At 66.6% G+C, this 22763-nt stretch carries 18 protein-coding genes; 6 read left to right on the top strand and 12 right to left on the bottom strand.

Features of this window, described 5'->3' with window-relative positions; all coding sequences use genetic code 11:
- Positions 1-139: 139 nt before the first annotated feature.
- Entirely contained in the window at positions 140-1888 is a 1749-nt protein-coding gene (dld, locus tag SB764_RS04185; RefSeq protein WP_410862737.1) for a D-lactate dehydrogenase, read from the top strand.
- 51 nt (positions 1889-1939) lie between these two features.
- Here the strand turns inward: dld and SB764_RS04180 are convergent, their stop codons facing one another.
- The 5 genes from SB764_RS04180 to SB764_RS04160 form a co-directional block, all read right to left on the bottom strand.
- A complete protein-coding gene (locus SB764_RS04180) occupies positions 1940-2701 on the bottom strand; it encodes a DUF4410 domain-containing protein (RefSeq protein ID WP_065057549.1) in 762 nt (253 codons plus the stop codon).
- A gap of 252 nt (positions 2702-2953) precedes the next feature.
- The gene (locus tag SB764_RS04175) at positions 2954-4321 is read right to left on the bottom strand and encodes an ATP-binding protein (protein ID WP_410862736.1); all 1368 of its coding nucleotides are present in this window, start codon (positions 4319-4321) and stop codon (positions 2954-2956) included.
- A gap of 10 nt (positions 4322-4331) precedes the next feature.
- Positions 4332-5045, bottom strand: coding sequence for a response regulator (locus SB764_RS04170; protein ID WP_110328203.1), 714 nt, complete (start codon positions 5043-5045; stop codon positions 4332-4334).
- A gap of 34 nt (positions 5046-5079) precedes the next feature.
- Positions 5080-5400, bottom strand: coding sequence for an EF-hand domain-containing protein (locus tag SB764_RS04165; RefSeq protein ID WP_065057552.1), 321 nt, complete (start codon positions 5398-5400; stop codon positions 5080-5082).
- 110 nt (positions 5401-5510) lie between these two features.
- The gene (locus SB764_RS04160; protein WP_321869997.1) at positions 5511-6518 is read right to left on the bottom strand and encodes a hypothetical protein; all 1008 of its coding nucleotides are present in this window, start codon (positions 6516-6518) and stop codon (positions 5511-5513) included.
- Positions 6519-6920: 402 nt separating this feature from the next.
- On the opposite strand from SB764_RS04160, the gene SB764_RS04155 reads away from it, so the two are divergent.
- Positions 6921-7829, top strand: coding sequence for a sterol desaturase family protein (locus tag SB764_RS04155; RefSeq protein WP_110328200.1), 909 nt, complete (start codon positions 6921-6923; stop codon positions 7827-7829).
- 162 nt (positions 7830-7991) lie between these two features.
- Positions 7992-8702 (top strand): SDR family NAD(P)-dependent oxidoreductase, encoded by a 711-nt coding sequence (locus SB764_RS04150; RefSeq protein ID WP_410862735.1) that lies wholly within the window; start codon positions 7992-7994, stop codon positions 8700-8702.
- Positions 8703-8765: 63 nt separating this feature from the next.
- On the opposite strand, the gene SB764_RS04145 is transcribed toward SB764_RS04150, so the two are convergent.
- From SB764_RS04145 to SB764_RS04130, 4 genes are all read right to left on the bottom strand, one after another.
- Positions 8766-9119, bottom strand: coding sequence for a hypothetical protein (locus SB764_RS04145; protein ID WP_065065705.1), 354 nt, complete (start codon positions 9117-9119; stop codon positions 8766-8768).
- Between the two features lie 108 nt (positions 9120-9227).
- Positions 9228-10760: a PepSY-associated TM helix domain-containing protein gene (locus SB764_RS04140; protein ID WP_410862734.1), complete on the bottom strand. Its 1533-nt coding sequence runs from the start codon at positions 10758-10760 to the stop codon at positions 9228-9230.
- Positions 10761-10795: 35 nt separating this feature from the next.
- The gene (locus SB764_RS04135; protein ID WP_410862733.1) at positions 10796-13204 is read right to left on the bottom strand and encodes a TonB-dependent receptor; all 2409 of its coding nucleotides are present in this window, start codon (positions 13202-13204) and stop codon (positions 10796-10798) included.
- 236 nt (positions 13205-13440) lie between these two features.
- The gene (locus SB764_RS04130; RefSeq protein ID WP_065065708.1) at positions 13441-13806 is read right to left on the bottom strand and encodes a DUF2946 domain-containing protein; all 366 of its coding nucleotides are present in this window, start codon (positions 13804-13806) and stop codon (positions 13441-13443) included.
- A 250-nt stretch (positions 13807-14056) separates the two neighbouring features.
- Here SB764_RS04130 and SB764_RS04125 point away from each other — a divergent pair, with 250 nt between their 5' ends.
- Positions 14057-14425, top strand: coding sequence for a hypothetical protein (locus SB764_RS04125; protein WP_410862732.1), 369 nt, complete (start codon positions 14057-14059; stop codon positions 14423-14425).
- On the opposite strand, the gene SB764_RS04120 is transcribed toward SB764_RS04125, so the two are convergent.
- From SB764_RS04120 to SB764_RS04110, 3 genes are all read right to left on the bottom strand, one after another.
- Positions 14370-17729, bottom strand: coding sequence for an ATP-binding protein (locus tag SB764_RS04120; protein WP_410862731.1), 3360 nt, complete (start codon positions 17727-17729; stop codon positions 14370-14372). The genes SB764_RS04125 and SB764_RS04120 overlap by 56 nt on opposite strands.
- Positions 17729-18391, bottom strand: coding sequence for a response regulator transcription factor (locus tag SB764_RS04115; RefSeq protein WP_065065711.1), 663 nt, complete (start codon positions 18389-18391; stop codon positions 17729-17731). The genes SB764_RS04120 and SB764_RS04115 overlap by 1 nt, the downstream gene beginning before the upstream one ends.
- 234 nt (positions 18392-18625) lie before the next feature.
- A complete protein-coding gene (locus tag SB764_RS04110; RefSeq protein WP_410862730.1) occupies positions 18626-19114 on the bottom strand; it encodes a hypothetical protein in 489 nt (162 codons plus the stop codon).
- 461 nt (positions 19115-19575) lie between these two features.
- On the opposite strand from SB764_RS04110, the gene SB764_RS04105 reads away from it, so the two are divergent.
- Together SB764_RS04105 and SB764_RS04100 are read left to right on the top strand one after the other, a co-directional pair.
- Positions 19576-20166, top strand: coding sequence for a YSC84-related protein (locus tag SB764_RS04105; RefSeq protein ID WP_065065713.1), 591 nt, complete (start codon positions 19576-19578; stop codon positions 20164-20166).
- A 395-nt stretch (positions 20167-20561) separates the two neighbouring features.
- Positions 20562-22739: an indolepyruvate ferredoxin oxidoreductase subunit alpha gene (locus tag SB764_RS04100; protein WP_321905023.1), complete on the top strand. Its 2178-nt coding sequence runs from the start codon at positions 20562-20564 to the stop codon at positions 22737-22739.
- Positions 22740-22763 lie beyond the last annotated feature (24 nt).

Below are 22763 nucleotides of genomic sequence, written 5' to 3'. Positions count from 1 at the left end.
CAGGTCGATCTATATCTTTTTCGTCTTGATCGAGCGGGCTTCCGATATTGGACGGCGCCGCAGCCCGCCTTTATCCTTGTAAAAGTTGCGAAAGCCCCGTTTCGTGTGTGTTTTCGCCCTTGATCCAGGAGCTGTTCGCATGTCCACTGTTTCTCCGTCACCGGTCGCGTCGCGCGCTCAACGCGACACCGCGCGTCCGGTGCTAATCGCCTCGCTGCAAGCGCTCGTTGGCCGCGACTATGTGCTGACCGGCGACGAAGCCACGCGGCGTTATCGCACGGGATTTCGCTTCGGTCAGGGCAAGGTGGCGGCGGTGGTGCGGCCCGGCTCGCTCGTCGAGCAGTGGCAGGTGCTGCAAGCGTGCATGGCGGCGAATGCGATCGTGATTTCGCAGGCGTCGAATACCGGTTTGACAGGCGGCTCCACGCCCGACGGCGACAACTACGATCGCGATGTCGTGATCGTCAGCATGGCGCGCATGCGCAAAGTTTACGTGATCGACGGCGGCAAGCAGGTTGTCTGTCTGCCAGGCTCGACGCTCGATCAACTCGAACAGACGCTCAAACCGCTTGGCCGCGAACCGCATTCGGTGATCGGCTCGTCGTGCATCGGCGCGTCGGTGATGGGCGGCGTCTGCAACAACTCCGGCGGTTCGCTGGTGCGGCGCGGTCCGGCGTACACGGAAATGAGCGTGTACGCGCAGGTCGACGCACAAGGGCGGCTGAGTCTCGTGAATCATCTGGGCATCGCGCTGGGCGACACGCCCGAGCAGATCCTCGCGCGTCTCGATCGCGGCGAGCTGCCCGAAGACGCAATTCGCCACGATGCGGGCGCGGCGTCGGACCGGCACTATGCCGAGCACGTGCGCGACGTCAACGCCGATACGCCCGCGCGCTATAACGCCGATCCGCTGCGTCTGCATGAGGCGTCGGGATCGGCGGGCAAGGTGATGGTGTTCGCGGTGCGCCTCGATACGTTCCCCATCGAGAAGGGTGCGAAGGTGTTTTATATCGGCACCAACGCAACGTCCGAACTCACCGACGTGCGCCGTTATCTGCTCACGAAACTGTCGAATCTGCCGATTGCGGGCGAATATCTGCATCGAGACGCTTTCGATATCGCCGAGCGCTACGGCAAGGACATGTTTCTCATGATCCAGCATCTCGGCACGCAGCGTTTGCCGGGGCTGTTCGCGCTCAAGAGCCGCTTCGACGCGTTTTTCGAGCGACTCGGCTTTCTGCCCGCGCATTTCACCGACCGCGTGATGCAGGCGCTGAGCCGCCTGTTTCCGAGCCATTTGCCCGCGCGCCTCAAGGATTATCGCGAGCGCTACGAACATCATTTGATGCTCAAGGTGTCCGCCGATACCGTCGATGAAACGCGCGCGTATTTGCGGCGCTATTTCTCGGACGCGAGCGGCGACTTTTTCGAATGCACCGACGAAGAAGGCAGCAAGGCTTTTCTGCATCGCTTCGCGGCGGCGGGCGCGGCGGTGCGTTATCGCGCCGTGCACGGTCAGGAAGTCGAGGATATCGTTGCGCTCGATATCGCCTTGCGCCGTAACGATCGCGACTGGTTCGAAACTTTGCCCGCGCACGTCGAAAAGCCCATCGCGATCAAGCTGTATTACGGGCATTTTCTTTGCCACGTGTTTCATCAGGACTATATCGTTCGCAAGGGCAACGACTGCCTCGCGCTCGAACACGAGATGTGGAAACTGCTCGATGAACGCGGCGCCGAATATCCGGCGGAGCACAACGTCGGGCATCTTTATCACGCGAAGCCTGCGTTGAAAGCGTTTTACGAAGAACTCGACCCGTGCAACTGCTTCAATCCCGGGATCGGGCAGACGTCGAAGTTCGCGCATTATCGCGAGCAGGCTGAATAAATGAAAAAGGCGGCGCATGAAAGCGCCGCCGTTTTTTTATCGATGCAAGACTCAGCTTGCGTGGCTGACCGGCATCCAGCCATTTTCCTGCGCGGCTTGACCCAGTTGCTTCGCGATCGAGCGGGCGAGCTTGTCGGCGTCGGAGGTCACGGTGTCGTGCTTCGCTTCCGACGCGCCGTGCAAGCCGCCGCCTGCCGCCGCCGACACCGCCACATGACCCGCCGCCGCGCCCACGCCTGCCGTTTCGGCGACGCCCGGCATATGGCCGCTGTCCGCGTTGGCTTCGAAGGTCGCGAGCGCTTGCGGCGCGCCGTTGGCCGGCACGAACGAGAGTGCGATGGTCGCGCCCACTTCGCTCTTGCCCGCGCCCAGACCGATCAGAATGCGACGGCGACGGCTGCCTGCGTCGATGGTGTCGATGCGGCCTTCCACGACGATCGCGTTGCGTCCGGCGGGAACCGGACCATCGGCGCGCACGGCGTTCAAACCCTGCTTGCGCAATTCGGCGACGATCTCATTGGCGAGCGCTTCGCGTGCTGCGAGCGCCGTTTGTTGCTGCTGTTGCGCCGACGATTCGCCGCTCGCCATCGACTTGATCTTCTGCGCCATGCCGCCGTCGAGCTTCACGAGATCGGGCGAAATCTCGAACGCCGACACGTAGATCACGTCCGCATGCACTTGCGGCAGCGGACCGGCCGACTGCAACGCCGTCGCGGCCGAGGCGCAGCCCGAGGCGAACAGCGAGCCGGCGAGCAGCACGGCGCCCGCGAGGCGCTTGGTCTTGTTGACGAGGGAGAGAAGGAGCGAGTTCATGTCGATGTCCGTTGCCTGAGTGCTTGATTGCATGAGTGGTCCGATACTCGCGAATTGATCAGGATGGCGAACTATCGGAAATGCTTCGTTAGAGCTGGCAGGGCATCGTGTTACGCGCGCGGTGTCTGGCGTGTCTTGCGGTCCGATGCGTCGTTCAGCGCATGGGTGCAAGTATGGGCAAAGGCGCGCGCGGACGCCACGCGCAAATTATGTCGATTCATGTCACCTGCGATCACCCGCAGTGAGCCGCGCTTATCTGCGCGCGGCGGCCGGGGCATTCGTCTGAGGGTTCAGCGGCAGCCGCACGAGGGCTTCGAGTCCGCCGCCCGCGCGGTCGTGAAAAGTTAGCGAACCGCCGTGCAGACGCGCGATGCGTTCGACGATGGCGAGTCCGAGGCCGGTGCCGCCGGAATGCGTGCGCGCGTTGTCGCCACGGCTGAACGGCGATTTGAGGCGCTCGAGTTCCGCCGCGCGAATGCCGCTGCCGCGATCGCAGATGGCCACGCAGGCGTCGTCGCCGTCGCGCCAGGTGCGCACGCGCAGACCTGTGCGTCCGTACACCACCGCGTTCTGCATCAGGTTCATCAGCACGCGCATGACGGCGACGGGCCGGAACGCGAACGGCGGCAGGTCGCCTTCCTCCAGATCGAACTCGTGCCCGAGCCCCGTGAATTCGGCGACGAGCTGGCCCGCGAGCGCGTTCAGATCGCCCGTTTGCGGCGCCTCGCGCTCGCCGCTGCCCGCGTAATCCATGAACTGCTGAAGAATCGTGTCGATATGGTCGAGATAGCCTTCGGACGACGCGACGAGGCTGTCATTGGTGCCGCGCGGCAGCGCCATCGCAATCGCGAGGCGCAGCTTCGTCAGCGGCGTACGGATGTCGTGCGAGACGCCCGCGAGCATCAGCGCGCGCGTCGCTTCCGCCTGTTTGAGCGCGTCGGTCATTTGATTGAAGGCGCTGCTGACCTCGGCGATTTCGGTGGGGCCGTCGGTGGGCAGCGGTGCGGGCGCGTCGCCGGCGCTCACGCGCCGGGCCGCATCCGCGAGATCGGCCAGCGGCCGGTTCAGATGCAGCTGGATCAGCCAGCCCGTCAAGCCCGCGAGCAGCGCGAGGCCGATCGACAGAATGACCGCCGTGGTGATGCCGCTCGCCTGGGCGTCGGCGGTCATCGGCAGCGCGATCCAGACCGGCTCGCCCGCCGCGTGCACGCGGATCCAGAGGCGCTCCTCGTCGGTGGTTTCCCAGCGTATGGGCATGTCGGCGGGCAGATCGCGCGTAAGCGAGCGGATGAAGACATCGCGCTGCCACGTGCGGAAGAAGCGCAGCGGGCTGATCGCGGGCATCGCCGTGCTTGCGGCGGGCGCGCTGCGATGCGCGTTCATGCGCGCGGCGGCCACGCGGCCTTCGTCGGGCGGCATGGCGGCGAGCAGGCTGTCGAGCATGCGCACGTAGTCCGCGAAAATGATCGACGCGCGCTCGATGCGCGGGCGCTGCACGAAATGGAGCAGCGCGCTCAGCGAGCACGCCTGCGTGAGCGCGACGAGCACCACCAGCAGCACGATGTTGCGCGAGAGCAGCGAGCGCGGCAGCCAGCGGCGCGGTTGGGCGGGAGCACGCATGCGGGGCGCGTCAGGTGTCGACGCCGGCCACCAGCATGTAGCCGATGCCCCACACGGTCTTGATGAAGCGCGGCTTGGCGGGATCGTCCTCGACGATCTGGCGCAGCCGCAGGATCTGCACGTCGACGCTGCGATCGAGCGCGTTGTGATCGCGTCCGCGCGCGCGGGCGAGCAGGTTTTCCCGGCTCACGGCGCGGTTCGGCGACGAGCCGAGCGCGTGCAGCAACAGCATCTGCGCCGAGTGGACGTCGATCGGCACGCCGTCGCGCATGAGCGTCTGCTGGCCGACGTCGAAGGTGAAGTCGCCGAAACGCAGCCGCTGCGAGGTGACCGTGGGTTCGCCGGACGCCATTTTCTGGCGGCGCAGCAGCGCTTTCACGCGCGCGACGAGTTCGTCGGGCAGGAAGGGTTTGGCGAGATAGTCGTCGGCGCCGGTTTCGAGGCCGATGACCTTGTCGGCGGCGTCGCCTTTCGCGGTGAGCATCAGGATCGGCAAGGTGTGGCCTTCGGCACGCAGACGGCGGCAGACGCTCAGGCCGTCTTCCGGCTCCATCATCAGGTCGAGCACGAGCAGGTCGTAGGGCTCGCGTTGCAGCATGCGGTCGAGGCGCTTGCCGTCGGCGACGGCGCGCACCTCGAAGCCATGTCCGCTCAGGAAGCGTTGCAGCATGTTGCGCAGCTCGGCTTCGTCGTCGAGCACGATGATCCGGTTTGCCTGCTCCATCGGCCGCCTCCGGCGGGGGTAGGGTTGAAGGGCGTCAGCGCACCGCGGCGGCGCGTTCGCGCATGAAATCCTCGATCTGCGCGAGCGTGATGTAGCCGTTGTGCTGCGTGTCGATTTCGTCGAAGTGCTGCGCGACCATCGGCATGCCGCTTTGCGCCTGCGCGCGCGTGAGCTTGCCGTCGCCGCTCGTGTTCGCCTGGGCGAAGCGTGTGGGCAACTGCGCCATCGCGCGTTCGAGTCGTCCGCTGTTGATCGCGCCGGGCGGCGTGGACGTCGTTTGCGCGAGGGCCGTGGCCGGCACCGTCGCTGCTGCTGAAACGATACACAAAACAAGGGCGGCAATCATCTTCTTCATGCTGAACTCCGTGAGGCAGCCGACGCAGCGCGCCGGCGTGGTTGAAAAGCGGATCAGGGAATGCGATTAAAAACGGCGGCTAATTAAGGACTTACATCTTTCATGCCGAATCACGCCCAATGCGCGGGCACCCAGACGCCGCCGGCCCAATGCGCCGGAACCCAGATGGCGGCACGCGGCGCGGGCGCGACATAGACGGGACGCGGCGCGATATAGACCGCGCGCGGCAGGGGGCGCGCCACGTAGACGACCTTGGGCGGTGGCGGCGCGACGTACACGACCTTCGGCGCGGGCGGGGCCACGTAGACGGTTTTCGGCGGCGGCGGCGCGACATACACGGTCTTCGGCGCAGGTGCCGGAGCGGGCGCGACGTAGACGGTGGGCGCGGGCGGCGGCGTCACGACGACCGGCGCGGGCACGACGACCGGAACCGGCGCGGGCGGGGGGACCACGGCCACGGTCGCGCCGACTGCGACGGTCCCGCCATGCACGACCGTCGTGCCGCCCGTGCTCACCGTGCCGCCGTGCACGACCGTGCTGCCGCCCGACGTGGTCACGACGCCGGGCGCGACGCGCGTCGCGCTGCCCGAGTGCGCGACGCTGCCGCCGTTCGAGCCGGTCGCCGTGCCCGAGCGCGAGCAGGTGTTGCCTGCGCAGCTCGTCGAGGCGTTGTGGCTGACGCTGTTGCCGTTCGCGGCCGTGACCGTGCCCGTCGACGAATACTGGCCCGGCGCCGTGCGCGTCACGCTGCCCGAGGTCGACGCGCTGCGGCCGTCCTCGCCGGTCATGCTGCCGGTGTGCGAGCAGGTGCCGCCCGCGCAGCTCGTATCGCCCGAATGCTGGACCGAGCGGCCATTCGGGCCGACCGCCGTGCCGCTGTTAGCGAACTGGCCCGGCGCGGTGCGCGTGACCGTGCCCGTGTTGGTCGCGAGCCCGCCCCACGGACCGACCACGCCGCCCGCATGCGTGCAGCTACCGCCGCCGCACGACCCGGCGTGCGCGCCGCTGTAGGTGCCGTGCGGCGTGTAGGCGGTGCCGTGGCCGGACCAGCCGGCGAACGCGGGGGCGCTGGCGAGGCCGATCAGCGTGGCGGCGACGGCGAGTGTGAGCTTGTTCATCGTGGTTCCTTGCGGTGCGGGTGGCGCGGGTGGCGGAGGACGAATCGGCCGGGTGGTTCCGGGGGCTTCGTGGCAGCACGTTCGTGGCGTGTCAGCGGAACGAACTATAGGGCGGCGCCTCGCGCAAGTCGCGTTGAAAACCATGTCGCCGTGTTACATGACGGGGCGGCGAAACGCGTCCTCGCCAGACGCGGCGGGCGCAGGCGGGCAGGGCGCGCGGCGCTGCAAAAGGCCAAAAAAGACCCATGACATGCGGCGACATAATTCGCGCGTGGAGTTTCGCGCGACGCGTCACTACAGTGCTGTTCATCCGACGCGCCCCGCGCATTCCGTTGCGAGCGACGCGTCTTTCCTCAACTGCACTGCATCGCGCCGCATCGCGCAAAGAGGCTGTCGCCCATCATGCTTGCCACCGGAAAAATCGCGGTTTATGTCACGCTCTTCATCGTCGCCGCGTCGATGATCGAAGCCGCCGTGCTCACCTTCAAGGAGCGCCAGCCTGGCGCCGAACGCTTCGACTGGAGCGAAGTCTGGATTTCACTGGCCGATCTGGTCGGCAGAAAATTGTTCGCGTTCCTGCCGATTTCGCTGTCGGCGCCGATCTTCCATTTCGCGTGGACGCATCGCATCTTCACGCTGTCCATCGACAACGTCACGCTCGCGCTGTTCGTCTTCATCGGCCAGGAGTTCTGCTACTACTGGTATCACCGCGCGTCGCATCGCATGCGCTTCTTCTGGGCCACGCATGCCGTGCATCATTCGCCGAACCAGCTCACGCTGTCGTCCGCGTATCGGCTCGGCTGGACCGGCAAACTCACGGGGCCGGCGATGTTCTTCGCGCCGCTCGTCTGGCTCGGCGTGCGTCCGGAAATCGTTTTCGCGATTCTCTCGTTCAACCTGCTCTATCAGTTCTGGCTGCACAACACGTGGATGCCGAAGCTCGGCTGGCTCGAGTACGTGTTCAATACGCCGTCCGCGCATCGCGTGCATCATGCGTCGAACGTCGATTACCTCGATGCGAATTACGGCGGCGTGCTGGTCGTGTTCGACCGGCTGTTCGGCACCTATGTGGCGGAACGCGCCGACGAGCCGTGCCGCTACGGCCTCGTGACGCCGACGCGTTCGCGCAATCCGCTGGTCGTCGAATTCGAGCACTGGGTGAGCCTCGCACGCGACATCGCCGCCGCGCCCGATCTGTGGACCGCCGTGCGTCACGTGTTTCTGCCGCCGGGCTGGAGCGCGAACGGCAAGGGCGAGACCACGGAGGATCTGCGCAAGCGCACGCTCGCCGCGGTACGCACCGACGCCTGAGCGCGGTGGCTGTAGTTGCCGACGCCGGCGCGCTCGGTTAACGTGGCGGCACGCAGCGGCAGCGCGTTTTGCGCTGCCGCTTCAGCAATTGGCAAGCACTCGCCGCCAGGACGCAGCGCAGCGAAGCGGGCGCGTCCGGCGCATCTCTCGCAGGAAGAAAAAATGCACAACTCGATGAACGGAATGACCGTGGCGATCACGGGCGGCTTCGGCAATCTCGGCATGGCCACCGCCGCATTTTTCGCGGCGCGCGGCGCACGCGTGGCGCTGATCGGCCGGGGCGACGCGCCGCAAGGTTCGGCGTGGCCCGCCGCCCTGACGAACGCCGTGCCGGTGGGCGGCGTCGATCTCGTCGATCCCGAGGGCGCGCGCAAGGGCCTCGACGCGGCGCATCAGGCGCTCGGCGGGCTCGATGCGCTCGTCAACATCGCGGGCGCGTTTCGCTGGGAAACCGTCGCGGAGGGCGACGCGCGCACCTGGGACCTGATGTTCGATCTGAACGTGAAGACTGCGCTCAACGCGTCGAAGGCGGCGCTGCCGCATCTACTCGCGCGCGGCGCGGGGCGCATCGTCAATATCGGCGCGGGCGCGGGATTGAAGGCGGGACTGGGAATGGGCGCCTATGCGGCTTCGAAAGCGGGTGTCGCGCGCCTGACCGAAGCGCTCGCGGAGGAACTCAAGGACAAGGGCGTGACGGTGAACGCCATCCTGCCGAGCATTATCGACACGCCGCAGAATCGCGCCGATATGCCCGACGCCGATTTCACGCGCTGGGTGCAGCCCGACGAGATCGCGGCGGTGATCGCCTTTCTGCTATCCGGCGAGGCGCGCGCCGTCACGGGCGCGTCGATCCCGGTGAACGGACGCGTCTGACGAATCGCTTCCGGTCTTGCGCGGATGATTGACGCGGATGGTGGCGTGGGCGCGATGCCCGGCTCAGTGGCCGTGACCGCCGCCGCCGTGCATCCCGCCGCCGCCTTGCCACGTTCCACCGCCGCCGTGCCAGCCGCCGCCACCATGCCAGCCGCCGTGGCCGCCATGCCAGCCGCCGCGCCAGCAGCAACCGCCGCCGCCGCCCCAATACGACACGCCGAAACTCGGGCCGTAATAACCGTAGTAGCCGGGATAGCCGTAGCCGTAACCATACGGATAGCCGTATGGATAGCTATAGCCGGCGTCGTAGTAACCGCCGCCGTAGTAGCCGGGATAGGCCGGCCAGGGCGCGACGGCGCAACCGGCGAGCGCCGCCGCGAGACTCGCAATACTCAATGCAGAAATTAGGCGCAACACGGTCGTCTCCCTCGATACTGCTTGGAAAGCCATCGGCGGGGACAGGTTCAATGGCAATTGTGTCCGCAGATTACCGCAGCGCGTTTGACTCACGCACGGAAATAAATGTCAGGAAGACGAAAGAGTTTCTCGTCTGCCGAATGCGATTTTGTCGAGCAACCACACGCCCAGCATCGTTGCGCCCATCAGCGGAAAGACGATGCCGAGCACGACAAGTCCCGCTTTCCATGAACGCATCGGCGGCGCGGCGCGTTCGCGCGCGGGCGCTGCGAGCGCGCGAGCCGGACGGCGCAGCCACCACATCACGAAGCCCGTCACCGCGAGCGCCGCGAGGCCGAGCGAAATCGCCGTACAGATCAGTTGATTCGCGAGCCCGAAATAACGGCCCATATGCAGCGACGTGCCGTACGAAATCACCTGCGAGACCGCGCCGTAATCGGCATAGCGAATGTCCTTGAGCACCTTGCCGCTGTACTGGTCGATATAGACGGTGCGCTCGCGTTTCGGATCGGGCGGAAAGTACGAGACGGTGTAGACACCGCTCGCGGACGCGGGCAGCGCGACGTCGTAACCGCTTTGCACGCCGAGCGCGGCCATCTGCGCGACGACCTGATTGAGCGTCCAGCGCGTGGGTGACTGCGTCGCCGAATGATTGGCGGAATGCGCGGCCGCTTCGGGCGATTGCGGCACGGGCACCGCGCCCACGGCCCACGGCACGTTGGGCAGCGGCAGATCGTCCATCACCATGCCGGGCATCGACGCCATGTCGTGGCCGCCATGTTCGCCATGTTCGCCTTGTGCGGCGTGGCCCGCGCCCGGCAGCGTCGATTGCAGCGGCAGTCCGCCGCCCCATGCGCCGCGCGGCGCGCCCAGACTCACGCGCGTCGCGAGCGCCTTGAACTGCTTGCCCCACGAACCCGTCCACGGCAGGCCGCTGAGCACGAACGCCAGCGCGCCCGCCGCGAGCCAGAAGCCGATCGCGGCATGCAGGCTTTTCCAGAACGGCCGTCCCTTCGCGCCGAAACGCGGCAGCAGCGCGGCACGCAGCGTCGCGTTCGGCGACACGGATCGGCGCGGCCACCAGAGCGCGACGCCGGTGCCGATCATCACCAGCGTCCAGCACGCGGCGAGTTCCATCAGCATTTCGCCCGGCTTGCCGATCAGCAGTTTGCGATGCAGCATGCGATCGACCTGCATGAAGCGCCGGTCGACGTCGAGCGTGCCGAGCAGGTCGCCGTTATACGGATTCACGTAGACGCTTTCCTTCGTCGCGGGCGCGTTGCCGTGCGGCAGCGCGAACACGAACTCCGCGCTGCGCGCCGGATTCGCTTCGATATGCGCGCGGATCGCCTGCGCGCCGGGCGGCAGCGACGCCTGAGCGCGCGCGAGCAGCGCATCGGCGGGCAGACGCGGCGTCGCTTGCGGCGCGACCACGAGCCGATGCGGATACAGCAGCGGCTCGATCTGCGGCTGAAAACAGTAGATCGTGCCGGTGATGGCGAGCACGATCAGAAACGGCATCACGAACAGACCGGCGTAAAAGTGCCAGCGCCAGAGTGTGCGATAGCCGGGATACGCGGCGCCGGACGCGTGTGTGCTGCGCGCGTCGGGGCGCCCGGAAGCGGGCATTGTCGTCGACATCGAAGGCTCCTTGGGGATGGGCTGCAATATGACCTTCACAGGCCGAACTTCGCTTCGGCGTAGAACGTGCGGCCGGGATACGGGTGATAGACGTAGTAGCGGGCGTCGAACAGGTTGTCGATGCCCACGCCGATTTCGGTCTGCTTCGTCGGACGGAACGTGAACTTCACGTCGGCGACCGTGTAGCTGCTGGTGCCGCCGAACACGTTCGGATTCGTGTCGGTATTCGTGAGCGTGTTGTACTGACGCCCCGAATAACGCGCCGCGAGCGTGAGCGCGCTGCGCGCGTCGAAGCGATACGTCGCGACGACGTTCACGCGCCACAGCGGAATGCGGTAGAAGTATTTGCCGACGCTCGCCGGGTTCTGCGCGTTGGCGAGAATCTTCGACTGCGTATAGGCGACGTTCGCCGAAAAATCGAGGCCGTGCAGCAGCACGTCCTGACCTTGATAGCTCGTTTCCACGCCGCGCGAACGCACCTTGCCGATGTTCTGGAAGTTCGTCACGTTCGGAATGACGGTCGTGTCGGTCTGACTGAAGATTGTGTTCTTCACGTCGTCCTGAAAGAGCGTGAAGCGGAACAGGCCGTTCCAGTGCGCCCATTCGGCGCTCAGCTCTTTGGAGAGATCGTCTTCGGGACGCAGGTTCGGATTGTTGTTGACGATCGACGAGCCGTTAATCTGCCCCTGGAACAGTTCGCCGACGGTCGGGAAGCGATACGCGCGCGCGATCGAAGCGCGCAGCGTGAGGTCGTCGGTGACGTCGAACGACAGCGAGGCCTTCGGCGAGAAGTGGCGGTCGCTCACGCCCGCGTACGGCACGCGCACGCCGCCAAGCACCTGGTAGCCGTCATAGGCCTGCCAGTCTTCGTAACGCACGCCGTAGACCAGTTTCCAGCGCGGCAGGAAACGCCACGCATCCTGCGCGTAGAACGCCTGCGTTTCGGTCTTGCCCGCGAATGCGTTGGCGAAGCTGCCCGCGCCGCCGTCGCGCCAGGCGAGCGTGTTGTAGGTCCGGTTGTCGACGGAATAATTGTCGTAGTGATAGCCGAAGCTCAGCCAGTGCGCGGCGAGGCCCGCGTCGGGTCGCGCGGGCGTCCACGTCGCCTTGAGGTCGAGCGTTTTCCAGCCGGTGCCGTCGCCGAGCGTCATCGTGCCGGGACCGTTGCCGGAGCCGCCGCTGCTGGCCGTGCGTGCGACGCTGTTGCTGACGTCGTAGTACGAAGCGATCGCTTCCGCATTCCAGCCGGTGGCCTGATGCGTGCGCAGCGACGCGCCGTACAGCCAGTTCTCGCTCCAGCCGCGGCTGGGCGCGAGCGCGGAGGCCGGAATGGTGTATTCGTAGCCGCCGATGTTGACCTTGCCGCTGTAGACGGGATTGCCGTTGTCGTCGTAGAGGAAGGTCGAGGTCTGGCTGTCGTAGCTTTGATGCCAGTAACCGAGCGTCACGCCGCCTTGCACGGTCGGCGTGAAATCGTACTGCATGCGCAGCTTGAACTGATCCTGCACCGTATGCTCGATGCCTTCGCCGTTCACGCCGAGCACCGCCGTGCGCGTGTTGGTCTGGTTGTTGTAGAAGTACGCGCCGTGCACGGGCGTGTCGCCGGGCTGCGCCACCGTGCTCGATTGCGCGAGCGTGGCGAACTGCAGCGGCTGGCTCGTGTTTTCCAGATGATTCATGCCCAGCAGATACGAGAACTTGCCGATGCGGTCGCCAATCGACGCGCTCATTTCGCTGCCGTTGAAATTCTGGTTCACGCCATAAAGGCTGAAGTGCTGCGTGAACGCTTTGACATCGGCGGTCGCTTCGAACTTCGTCGGCATGCGCGTGGTGATCAGCACGGTCGCGCCCAGCGAATTGCCCGGATAGAGCGCCGAATACGGACCGTAGATCACATCGACCTGCTGGATCTGGTCGGGAAACACCATCGACCAGCGCGGCGGAAACGCATAGCTGTTGCCGAGCAGATTCGAGAGCAGCAGGCCGTCCGCATAGACGAGGCCGCGCGCGCTCTGCGTATTGCTCGTGCCGCGCACGGCGATGATCGAATTGAGGTCGCCGACGAAGCGTTTGCGCACGGCGAGATTCGGCAGGTACTTGAGCACGTCTTCGGTATTGACGACGTTCCAGTTGTCGAATTGTGCCGGGGTGACGGTTTCGACCGTGGCGGGCAGATTCGGATCGACGGCACGCGTGGGCGCTGCGTTCGACGTGCCGTTCGATGCGCTCACGCTGACGGTGGGCAGCGTGGTGATGTCGGTGTTCGATGCGCTATCGGCTGCGGTTTGTGTGGTGCATTGTTCGGCGTGTGCGGTCGCGACCGCGAACGGTGCGATCAGCGAAAGCGGCAGGATCGGAAAAAACGGCGGCAAATGCCGCAACAAACCGAGACGAGCACGGGCGCGCAGGCGCAAACGCGCACCGCGCGAAACGGGCGTGGACATGTAGGAGACTTCCCCGGAAACGATGGACGTGCGGCTGCCCACGCGCGCGGCGTTGCTGCTTCGTTCGGGTCGATGCAGGCGATGCACGCGACGCGTTGGCGACAGCGCGCGCCTTCGCGCCGCTCAGGGTGTCATCGCGCGATAACGGGCGAGCGAAGACACGCTAATGGACGCAAGCGCCGAAGCAGACGACAGAACATGAGTGAGCGCGGATGGGCAGCCGGTGACGGCAGCGATCAGGCGAGCGCGGGTGGGGCGCGCGGACGGCCCGAGGGGAAGGCGCCGAACGGCGTGTGACGCGTGGAGAGCGTGGCGACGACGGGAGCGGCGATCGCGAAGCCGAGCGTGAGCGCGGGCACCGCGATAGACGGCATCGCCACATGATGTTCGAGCAGGTTGCAATAGCCGCAGGCGCCGAATGCGTCGTCGTGCGAAAGATGCGGCGCCGCCGATGCGGGTTGCAGCGCCGAGCACAGCGCGGCGTCGGGCTGCTGCGCCTGATGCGCGGCAACCAGTTGGCTCACGAGCGGCGCGAGCACGATGAGCCACATGGCGACGAGGCCAAGCCATGCGGTCAGCAGTGCGTGCTTGCGTAGTTTCATGATGGAGTGAGCGATTGCGCGCGCAGTCTACCACGCGTCGGCGCGTTTGCGCACGCGATCCGGCACGCTGAATCACGGCATAAAGCACAGCGTATTCGGTGCGTTGCGACCCTTGTTGCGCGGGCGTTTCGAATGCGCGTCTCTCGAATGCGCCCGTATTTAGAATCCGTCCTATAGCGCGTACTCGTGCGCTGCGCGAAGATCGTCGATATCCACACGATTACCACGCCGCGTTTCGCGGCGATCGATCATGCCTGTCTTTTCATTGCGTCCCGCGCCGAGTCTGCGCTGGGTGGCCCGCGCGTCCGAACCGTGCGGAGTGCCGACGAATTCCCCAGCCGACGAGGGCACGACGCGCGTCGCCGCCTGCGGTCTCGCGTTGCCGTCGGCGTTTGCGTTGCGACTGGAGGCGCGCCAGCACGTCAAGCCGACTGGAACGGCGCGCTGTCCGCTCGACGCGAGCACGTTGCGTCAGTGGTGCGTGCGTCGGCAGCGCGGCAGCTGTCCCGAGGAAGCGGGCGCACAGGCGCCGGTCTTTTTGCGCAGCGGCGGCGAGACGCCGGTCACGTCGATTCACGGTTCGCCGCATGCGCGCGCAAGGCTTCCAGATCCGCGATGAGCGCGGCGGCCAGCGTCTGCACGTTCTCGTCCCACGCGCCGGATTCGTGGATGGCGGCGCGCAGTTCGCGGCAGGTATCGTGCAGCACCGAAGGACCCAGCACGGCGATACCGCCCGCGACGCGATGCACCCATTCGCGCAGACGCTGTACGTCCTGCGTGCCGGCGATCCGCGCGAAATCGGCGAGATCGTGATCGGCCTGCTCGATGAAAATCGGCGCGAGTCCGGGCGGCAGGTCAGGGAAGCGCGGCGTCTGTTCATCGACGCCGGTTGCGTTGTCGGCGTTCAGCGGCGACGTGCCCGGCGTCGCTTGCGCGGGTTGTGCCGCGGCGTGATCGGCAAGCACACGCGAGGTCACGTCGGTCAGCACGCGCGCGAGTGCCGCGAGCGGCACGGGCTTGCTCAGATAGTCGGTAAATCCCAGCGTGCGGCCTTGCGCGATCTGTTCGGGCAGCGCATTGCCGCTCACCGCGTAGACGGGCAACGACGGCTGTTTCGCACGCGCGGTTTGCAGCAGCTCGTAGCCATTCATCTTCGGCATGTTGAGATCGGTGATGACGAGATCGACGTGCGCCGTCTCGAGTTTCGCGAGCGCTTCCTCGCCGTCCTTCGCCTCGATCACGTTCGCGCCCAGCGTGCGCAACTGGTCGCGCAGCAGCGAGCGGTTGAGCAGATTGTCTTCGGCGATCAGCACGCTCAAGCGGTGGAAATCAGCCGGCGCGTGTGCTTCTGCGCCGGCAGCGCCAGTGTCGGTCTGCGTGGGCGCTGCATCCGCGGCGGGCAACTGTCCGCGCAGCATCTGCGTCGCGGTGCGGATGCCCGCGAGGCTGTACAGGCTGACTTCCACGCCGCCGCCTTCGAGCGCGAGCGGCACGAGCGGTCCGTCCTGGCGCAGCCAGACGACTTTCGCCGGATCGCGCCACACGCGCTGCACGTCGTTCACGGAGAATTCGCCAGTGACCAGCAGATAGTCGAACGCGCCGTCGGGCGGCGTCTCGGTCGCATGCAGATAGACCGGCGTGCTGAGCCGGGCGTCGAAGAGATTCGTGAGCCATTCGCGATTCTCGGGCGCGCGGCACAGAAGCGCGGGATGCGGATCGGGCAGCGTCCATTGCTCGCCCGCGGTCGCCGCACCGTCCGTGCGCAGCGGCAGGCTGACGAGCACGCGCGTGCCCACGCCCAGCGTGCTTTCCACTTCGCAGCGGCCGTGCATGAGCGCCGCGAGCCGTCCGCAGATCGTCAGGCCGAGGCCCGTGCCGCGCGATTCGGTGAGCCGGTGGTCGTCGCCTTGCGTGAACGGCTGGAACAGGCGCGCCTTGAGGTCGTCGGGCATGCCCACGCCCGAATCGGCCACGCTGATGTCGAGCGTGGCGTCGCGCCAGGCCGCGCGCAACACGATCTTTCCGGAATGCGTGAACTTGAACGCGTTGCTCAGCAGGTTGTTGACGATCTGCGCGAGCCGGATCGGATCGAAGAACAGCCGCGCGGGAATGGCGCGGTCCATCACGAGATAGAACGGCAGCTTCTGGCGCACCGCGAGCGGCGCATGCGCGAGCGCGATGCGCACCAGCAGCGCGGCGATCGACTCGGCGTCCTCGGACAGCTTCATCGCGCCGACGTCGATCTTCGAGAAGTCGAGCACGTCGCTGACGATTTGCAGCAGTTCCGCCGCCGACACCTGCATGGCATCCACGCGCGCTTCCTGTTCGGCGGCGAGCGGCCCGCGCGCCACCAGTTCGATATTGCCGACCAGCGAGGCCAGCGGCGTGCGGATTTCATGACTCATCGCCGCGAAAAAGCTCACCTTGGTGCGCGCGGCTTCGTCGCTCGTGCGCTGCGCTTCGCGCAGCAGACGTTCGGCTTCGTAATGCTTCGACATGTCGGCGAACGCGCAGAACATCACCGCGTCGCGGTTCAGCGTGGCGGCCGCGTAGGTGATGTCGAGATGCACGCTCTCGCCGTTTTCGCGCGTGAGCGAAAACGGCAGGGCGTAGATCGGCGTGCTGGCCGTGCCTTCGTTGACAGGCGCGGGCAGATGCTTTTCGAACTCGAGGCAGAGCGCGGCGGGCAGGCGCGTCGCGCGGGTGTCGAGGCCGAGCACGTTGCGCACGATCTGATTGGCGATGACGATATCGAAGTCGCGTTTGCGCACGATGCACAGGCCGATCGGCGTCGCGTGCACGAGCAGATGATTGAGCAACTCGTTTTCGAGCGCGCGCGTGGCCTCGCCATAGGTGCGCGCGAGCACGCGCCGGTTCCAGTAACGCAGCAGCGAGAGCAGCATCAGCACCAGTGCGACCGTGAGTAGCAGCACCACGGCGACGGGCGCGCGGATCTGGCGCAGATGGTCGGCCCACGACAGCGCCAGCAGGTAGTGGCCGAAATCGTGAACGAGCGGGCGCTCGCGCATCGCCCAGCCGAAACGCGGCAGCAGATGGAAGCGGCCGGTCGGCTCGCTCGCGAGGTAACGCTCGATCACTTGCGTCGCGCCGTCGGAGAGCGGTCCGGCGAGGCGCAGGCCATCCGCATCGACGAGCACGGGCGCGACGTCCGGCCCGTTGCCGTCCGGGTCGCGGCCGAGCGTCGCGATGTCGACGCTCGTCAGCACGAGCGCATAGGGCTTGCCGTCCTTGAGCACGCTGGTCGCGCCGAGCACGAGGTTCGGCGCGAAGCCCAGCGCGGCGGGCGGCCGGAACCAGATGACCGAACGCCCCCGGCCCACCGAGAGCGGGTCCGCGCCGCGCGCGCTCATGTGCAGCAGCGCGCTGTCGACCAGCACGCGCGCGCCTTCGCCGGGGCGCAGCGGGCCGTCCGGCAGGTGCGCGGCGGGCGCGAGCTGATAGCCGTAGGCGGCGCTGCCGTCGACGAGCACGAACAGCAACGGCGTGTCCGAACTCGCGTGGGACATCGCGTCGATCGCACGGTCGCAGAGCGCGCGCAGCGGCGGCGAGCCATCCACGCCTGCGAACGTCGGCGCGCAGTGCGCGTGCGCGGCGGGCGTGTCGTCGGCGACGAGCAGCGACGCCTCCTTGAGGCCGAGCAGCAGGCGCGCGCTCGTGAGCTGGTTGTACCGGAACGACAGCGCTTCGTTGCTCTGCGCGATGGTCGCGCGCAACTGGGCGCCGTCGCCTGCAAGCGAGAGGAACGCGATCGTCGTGATCGCCACGCAGGCGGCCGCGACCGCGGCGAACACCAGCAGGCCGATCAGCATCGTGAACACGCGGCGTTCGCGCCGCAGATTGTGTTCGAGCGCCTTCAGCGTGGCGAACGGCGACGCGTTGGGCGCGGAGGCGTTGGCTTCCATCAGGCGAATCCGTGCTCGCTCGCGTAGCGGATCAAATCGGCGTTCGAATCGAGATGCAGCTTGCGCATGGCCGCGCGTTTCTGCGTGGCGACCGTCGTGACCGAGCGGTTCAGGCGCTTCGAGATCTCGGTCACGTTCAGGCCGAGCGCGAAGAGGCGCACGACTTCGAGTTCGCGCGGCGAAAGCGGATTGCTGCGGCGGAATTCGTCCACGTTCGCGCCGTCCAGTGCGAGACGTTCGGCGACGCGCGCCGAGAGCGTGGTGCCCGGCTCGACGAGCGCGCGCCGGCAGACTTCGGCGAGCACGGTGATCGGCTCTTCTTTTCCGACGAGTCCGGCCACGCCCAGTGCTGTCAGTTCGTGCAGGATGCCGCCGTTCGTGAGCATCGTGAACACGACGACGGGCAGACCGGGGTAGAGGCGGCGCAGGCGGGCGATCAGGCGCAGGCCGTCTTCGTCCTCGACTTCGCCTTGCATCGAGAAGTCGGTGACGAGCAGATCGCAAGGCGTCCTGCGCAACAGGTCGAGCAGACGCGCGCCCGAGTCGGCGGTGCCGACCACCGTGCAGCCGGGCGCCTGGGTCAGATAGTCGCTGATGGCCGTGAGCACGAGCGGATGGTCGTCGGCGACCACGATCCGCAGGGTTTGCGTGGCGTTCGTCATGGGCGGGTGCGTAGCGGCTCGCGCGCGTCGGCACGGTCCCGCCTACACGCGCGGAGATCCCTGCTGACAGTGTTTGACGTCTTCAGCCGATTATATGACAGCGCGGAATGAGGATCATTGTAGGGTGGCGGTCAGCGGGAGGACGCTCGGCCTGGGATTGCGCGGCGATAACCGCTTCGTCATGCGATCTATTCCGACAGACGCGGAAGCGAAGGACTCGCGCGCGGCGTGAAATCAGGAACCGCAGGTCGAACGCCGCCGCGATTCCGCTTGATTCGCGGCCGGGCAATGCGCCTGATAGCAGTTGACCGCAATGCGGATTTCCTCGCCCGAGGCCGTCTTGCAGCTTTGCTGGCAGGTGCGGGTCGGCATGTGCGCGAAGCGGATCGGCGCGATGGTCGGCGCGTGGGCCGGTGCGGTGATCGGTGCGTGAAGACCGGCGCAACCGGCAGCCGTCGCGCGCGTGGACGGGCGCGCTTGCGGTGCGACGCTCGCCAGATAGAAGATCAGCGCGCCCGCGAGCATCGCGCCGCCGAGCGTGAGCATCGCCATCGTCAGACCGAATGGGGCGCGCGGCATCACGCCGAGCATGAAAAGCGCGGCAAAGAACGCGATATAGACGATGGGCAACAGCACGATGCCGACGCCGCTTGCCCGTTCGCACGCGCGCGCAATCCGCGCGGCGTCGGCTTGGGGCAGGCGTTGGAACGTGGCGGCGAACATGATCGGACCTTTTGCGTGAGTGGAGACAGCGTGGCGTGCGGGGCGCGGTTTCGTCGCGGAGCCCGTATGAGTTCGGTGGGGCTCGATGGGGCTCGGTGACGGAGGCGGCCACGCTCTGGCCACACCTTCACTCTAAGAGGCGCGCCGCGCAGGCAAAATCAGACGATTTCGAGAAACGCGGCGGCGCTGCTGCGGAGCAGCAAAAAGACCGCCAAAGTCCGGCGATGGCGGCGCACGAAAGCCCGCCCGACGCGGCTTCGCGCAGAATTCTTCATCCAGTTTGTGAACTCGATGCGCGGCGCATGGTCAGATACCGCCAAGGAGGGCGGACGTGACCGCCGCAGCCATCCATCGGCCCGGCTGCCACGCGCGCCATCCTGTGGCCCCTCGCGGGGCGCGCCGCTCGAACGGGGCTGCGCCCGCGAGACTCATCGAAGCATCGCTTTTACGGGAACACCTCAATGCGCCGACGTCAATTTCTTCTCAGCTCCAGCGCCGCACTCGCCGCAAGCGGCCTCGCTCTCGCGGGCTGCACGACGACCCCGCTGGGTTCAAGTAACAGCGCCGCGCAGAACGCGGCCAAACGCAATGCCATCGACGCCAGCGTGGACGCCACGCTCTCGCGTCTCTACGGCACGGTGTCCGGCTCGCAGGAACTGCTCTCGAAAGCCAGCGGCGTGCTGGTCTTTCCGAACGTGATCGCCGCGGGCTTCTGGATCGGCGGCCAGTACGGCACCGGCGCGCTGCGCGTGAACGGCCGCACGTCGGGCTACTACAGCACCGTGGCGGGCTCGTTCGGCCTGCAGATCGGCGCGCAATCGAAGGCCATCATCTTCGCGTTCATGAACGAGGGCGCGCTCGACAGCTTCGTGCGCAGCCAGGGCTGGTCGGCGGGCGCCGACGCCACGGTCGCGGTCGTAACCGTGGGCGCGAACGGCAATGTCGATACGTCGACGGCCATGAGCCCCGTCGAAGCCTTCGTGCTGACCAATGCCGGTCTCATGGCCGGCGTTTCGCTCGAAGGCGTGAAGGTCTCGCGTCTCGTCATCTGAGCGGGCGCGCCGCGCCCGTCCGGCGCGGCCCGTGCGCTTGCCTCGATCGTATCGACCGTATCGAGTGCTTCGCGCGCACGGGCCGCCAGTCGGTTTTCCGCCTTTCCCCGCGTTTTCCCTGATCTCCACGCCGACTTCTGTGCCGCTTCGAGCACATGAACGGTGCATCCGCGCGCGCCCGGTTTCCAGAATTTTTTGGCCGATGTAGCGTGCGGGGACGGCCCCCTGCAAATCCCATTTCACCCGCCCGCGCGCGTTCCGGCACGCGCCGCGCAACGCGTTTTCGCAGGGTTAACTATGATTTTGGAAATATTTAAATCTAAACTATACTGGCCCGACGCATGACGATGGCGTCGTCGTGCGCCACGGTTTCGAACATCGCGAAGAGGACGGTCATGGCAGAGCGGTCGTTTGTCGAGGAAGTGAAGAAACTGCGCCTCGGCGCAGGCGAAGTGTTCAGCGGCGAGGGCATTCTCGCGGTGACGAAGGCGCTGCTCGAATCGGGCGTGGCCTATGTGGCGGGCTATCAGGGCGCGCCCATCTCGCATCTGATGGACGTGCTGGCCGACGCCCAGGACATCCTCGCCGACCACGGCATCCGCTTCGAGAACAGCGCGAGCGAGGCCACGGCCGCCGCGTCGCTGGCCGCCTCGGTCAACTATCCGCTGCGTGGCGCCGTCACCTTCAAGGCGACCGTGGGCACGAACGTCGCGTCCGACGCGCTCGCGAATCTCGCCTCGGGCGGCGTGACGGGCGGCGCGCTCGTGATCGTCGGCGAAGACTATGGCGAAGGCTCGTCGATCATGCAGGAGCGCAGCCACGCGTTCGCGATGAAGTCGCAGATCTGGCTGCTCGATCCGCGTCCGAATCTGCCGTGTATCGTGCAGGCCGTGAAGGACGGCTTCGATCTTTCCGAGGCGAGCAGCACGCCGGTGATGCTGCAATTGCGCATTCGCGCGTGCCACGTGCATGGACAGTTCGTGGCGTCCGACAATCGACGCCCGGCGTTCACGATCAAGGATGCGCTCGAACATCCGAGCCGCGACGTCGACCGCATCGTGCTGCCGCCCGCGAGTTTCCTGCACGAGCGCGAAAAGATTCACGAACGCTGGCCCGCCGCGGTGAAGTTCATCGAGGAGCGCCGGCTCAACGAATTCTTTGCCGACGATAAAAGCGACTGGCACGATATCGGCCTCGCCGTGCAAGGCGGCAGCTACAACACGGTGCTGCGCGCGCTGGAACGGCTGGGTCTCGCCGATGTCTACGGCGACTCGGCGATTCCGCTGTACGTGATGAACGTGGCCTATCCGCTGATCGATTCGGAGTGGGAGCGTTTTTGCGCGGGCAAGCGCGCCGTGCTCGTGATCGAGGAAGGGCAGCCGAATTTCGTCGAGCAGAACGCGAGCGCGATTCTGCGTCAGCGCGGCGTGAACGCCACGCTGCACGGCAAGGACATGCTGCCGCTCGCGGGCGAGTACAACGCCGCGACGGTGGTGAAGGGCCTGCGTGCGTTCTTCGAGCGCTATGGCGTGCTGGCCGCGCAAGCCGCGCCGCGCAAGGTGATTCCGGTGCAGGCCGTGGCCACGGCGGCCGCCGAAAGTCCCGTTCAGCCCACGCTCGACGACAGCGTGCATGCGCGTCCGCCGGGCTTCTGCACGGGCTGTCCCGAACGCCCGATCTTCACGGCGATGAAGCTCGTCGAGCGCGAGCTCGGGCCGCATCACGTAAGCGCCGACATCGGCTGCCATCTGTTCTCGATCTTGCCGCCGTTCAATCTCGGCGCGACGACGATGGGCTACGGCCTCGGCAGCGCGAGCGCCGCCGCGCTCAACGCGCCCGCGAGCAAGCGCGCGATCTCGGTGATGGGCGACGGCGGCTTCTGGCACAACGGTCTGACGAGCGGCATCGCCAACGCGGTGTTCAACAAGAGCGACAACCTGACGATCGTCGTCGATAACAGCTATACGTCGGCGACGGGCGGCCAGGACATTCTGTCGTCGACGGCGCTCAATCCCACCCGCAGCACGGGCCACGAAATCGAGCAGGCGGTGCGCGGCGTGGGCGTGAAATGGGTCAGGACGGTGCGCCGCACCTACGACCTCAAGACCATGATGGCCACGCTCAGGGACGCGCTCACGACCGGCGCGAAAGGGCCGAAGGTGCTGATCGCGCAGAGCGAATGCATGCTGAACAAGCAGCGTCGCGAGAAACCGAAGCAGCGCAAGGCGATAGCGGCGGGCGAGCGCGTGGTGCGCGAGCGCTTCGGCGTCGATTCGGATACCTGTACCGGCGATCATTCGTGCATCCGGCTGTCGGGTTGCCCGTCGCTGTCGATCAAGCCCAATCCCGATCCTCTGCGCACCGATCCGGTCGCGAGCGTGCTCGATAGCTGCGTGGGTTGCGGCCTGTGCGGCGAGGTTTCGCATGCGGCGGTGCTGTGCCCGTCGTTCTATCGCGCGCAGATCATCAGCAATCCTACTAAAGTGGATCGCTTGCGGCAGCGCCTGCGCAACGCGGTGATCGGCTGGCTGCAACGCCGCGAGGCGCAGCGCCGCGCGCGCTACGCATTCTGATTCGGCATTTTGATTCCAGGGCGA

This window comes from Paraburkholderia sp. SIMBA_027 (assembly GCF_046535315.1).
GTDB classification, from domain to species: Bacteria; Pseudomonadota; Gammaproteobacteria; order Burkholderiales; family Burkholderiaceae; genus Paraburkholderia; species Paraburkholderia tropica.
This window is presented reverse-complemented; position numbering and strand designations above follow the sequence as displayed.

What these genes read in the sequence shown, in the direction of transcription:
- dld (WP_410862737.1), top strand. Translation starts at nt 140, where the DNA reads ATGTCCACTGTTTCTCCGTCACCGGTCGCGTCGCGCGCTCAACGCGAC.
- SB764_RS04180 (WP_065057549.1), bottom strand. Translation starts at nt 2,701, where the DNA reads ATGAACTCGCTCCTTCTCTCCCTCGTCAACAAGACCAAGCGCCTCGCG.
- SB764_RS04175 (WP_410862736.1), bottom strand. Translation starts at nt 4,321, where the DNA reads ATGCGTGCTCCCGCCCAACCGCGCCGCTGGCTGCCGCGCTCGCTGCTC.
- SB764_RS04170 (WP_110328203.1), bottom strand. Translation starts at nt 5,045, where the DNA reads ATGGAGCAGGCAAACCGGATCATCGTGCTCGACGACGAAGCCGAGCTG.
- SB764_RS04165 (WP_065057552.1), bottom strand. Translation starts at nt 5,400, where the DNA reads ATGAAGAAGATGATTGCCGCCCTTGTTTTGTGTATCGTTTCAGCAGCA.
- SB764_RS04160 (WP_321869997.1), bottom strand. Translation starts at nt 6,518, where the DNA reads ATGAACAAGCTCACACTCGCCGTCGCCGCCACGCTGATCGGCCTCGCC.
- SB764_RS04155 (WP_110328200.1), top strand. Translation starts at nt 6,921, where the DNA reads ATGCTTGCCACCGGAAAAATCGCGGTTTATGTCACGCTCTTCATCGTC.
- SB764_RS04150 (WP_410862735.1), top strand. Translation starts at nt 7,992, where the DNA reads ATGCACAACTCGATGAACGGAATGACCGTGGCGATCACGGGCGGCTTC.
- SB764_RS04140 (WP_410862734.1), bottom strand. Translation starts at nt 10,760, where the DNA reads ATGTCGACGACAATGCCCGCTTCCGGGCGCCCCGACGCGCGCAGCACA.
- SB764_RS04135 (WP_410862733.1), bottom strand. Translation starts at nt 13,204, where the DNA reads ATGTCCACGCCCGTTTCGCGCGGTGCGCGTTTGCGCCTGCGCGCCCGT.
- SB764_RS04130 (WP_065065708.1), bottom strand. Translation starts at nt 13,806, where the DNA reads ATGAAACTACGCAAGCACGCACTGCTGACCGCATGGCTTGGCCTCGTC.
- SB764_RS04125 (WP_410862732.1), top strand. Translation starts at nt 14,057, where the DNA reads ATGCCTGTCTTTTCATTGCGTCCCGCGCCGAGTCTGCGCTGGGTGGCC.
- SB764_RS04120 (WP_410862731.1), bottom strand. Translation starts at nt 17,729, where the DNA reads ATGGAAGCCAACGCCTCCGCGCCCAACGCGTCGCCGTTCGCCACGCTG.
- SB764_RS04115 (WP_065065711.1), bottom strand. Translation starts at nt 18,391, where the DNA reads ATGACGAACGCCACGCAAACCCTGCGGATCGTGGTCGCCGACGACCAT.
- SB764_RS04110 (WP_410862730.1), bottom strand. Translation starts at nt 19,114, where the DNA reads ATGTTCGCCGCCACGTTCCAACGCCTGCCCCAAGCCGACGCCGCGCGG.
- SB764_RS04105 (WP_065065713.1), top strand. Translation starts at nt 19,576, where the DNA reads ATGCGCCGACGTCAATTTCTTCTCAGCTCCAGCGCCGCACTCGCCGCA.
- SB764_RS04100 (WP_321905023.1), top strand. Translation starts at nt 20,562, where the DNA reads ATGGCAGAGCGGTCGTTTGTCGAGGAAGTGAAGAAACTGCGCCTCGGC.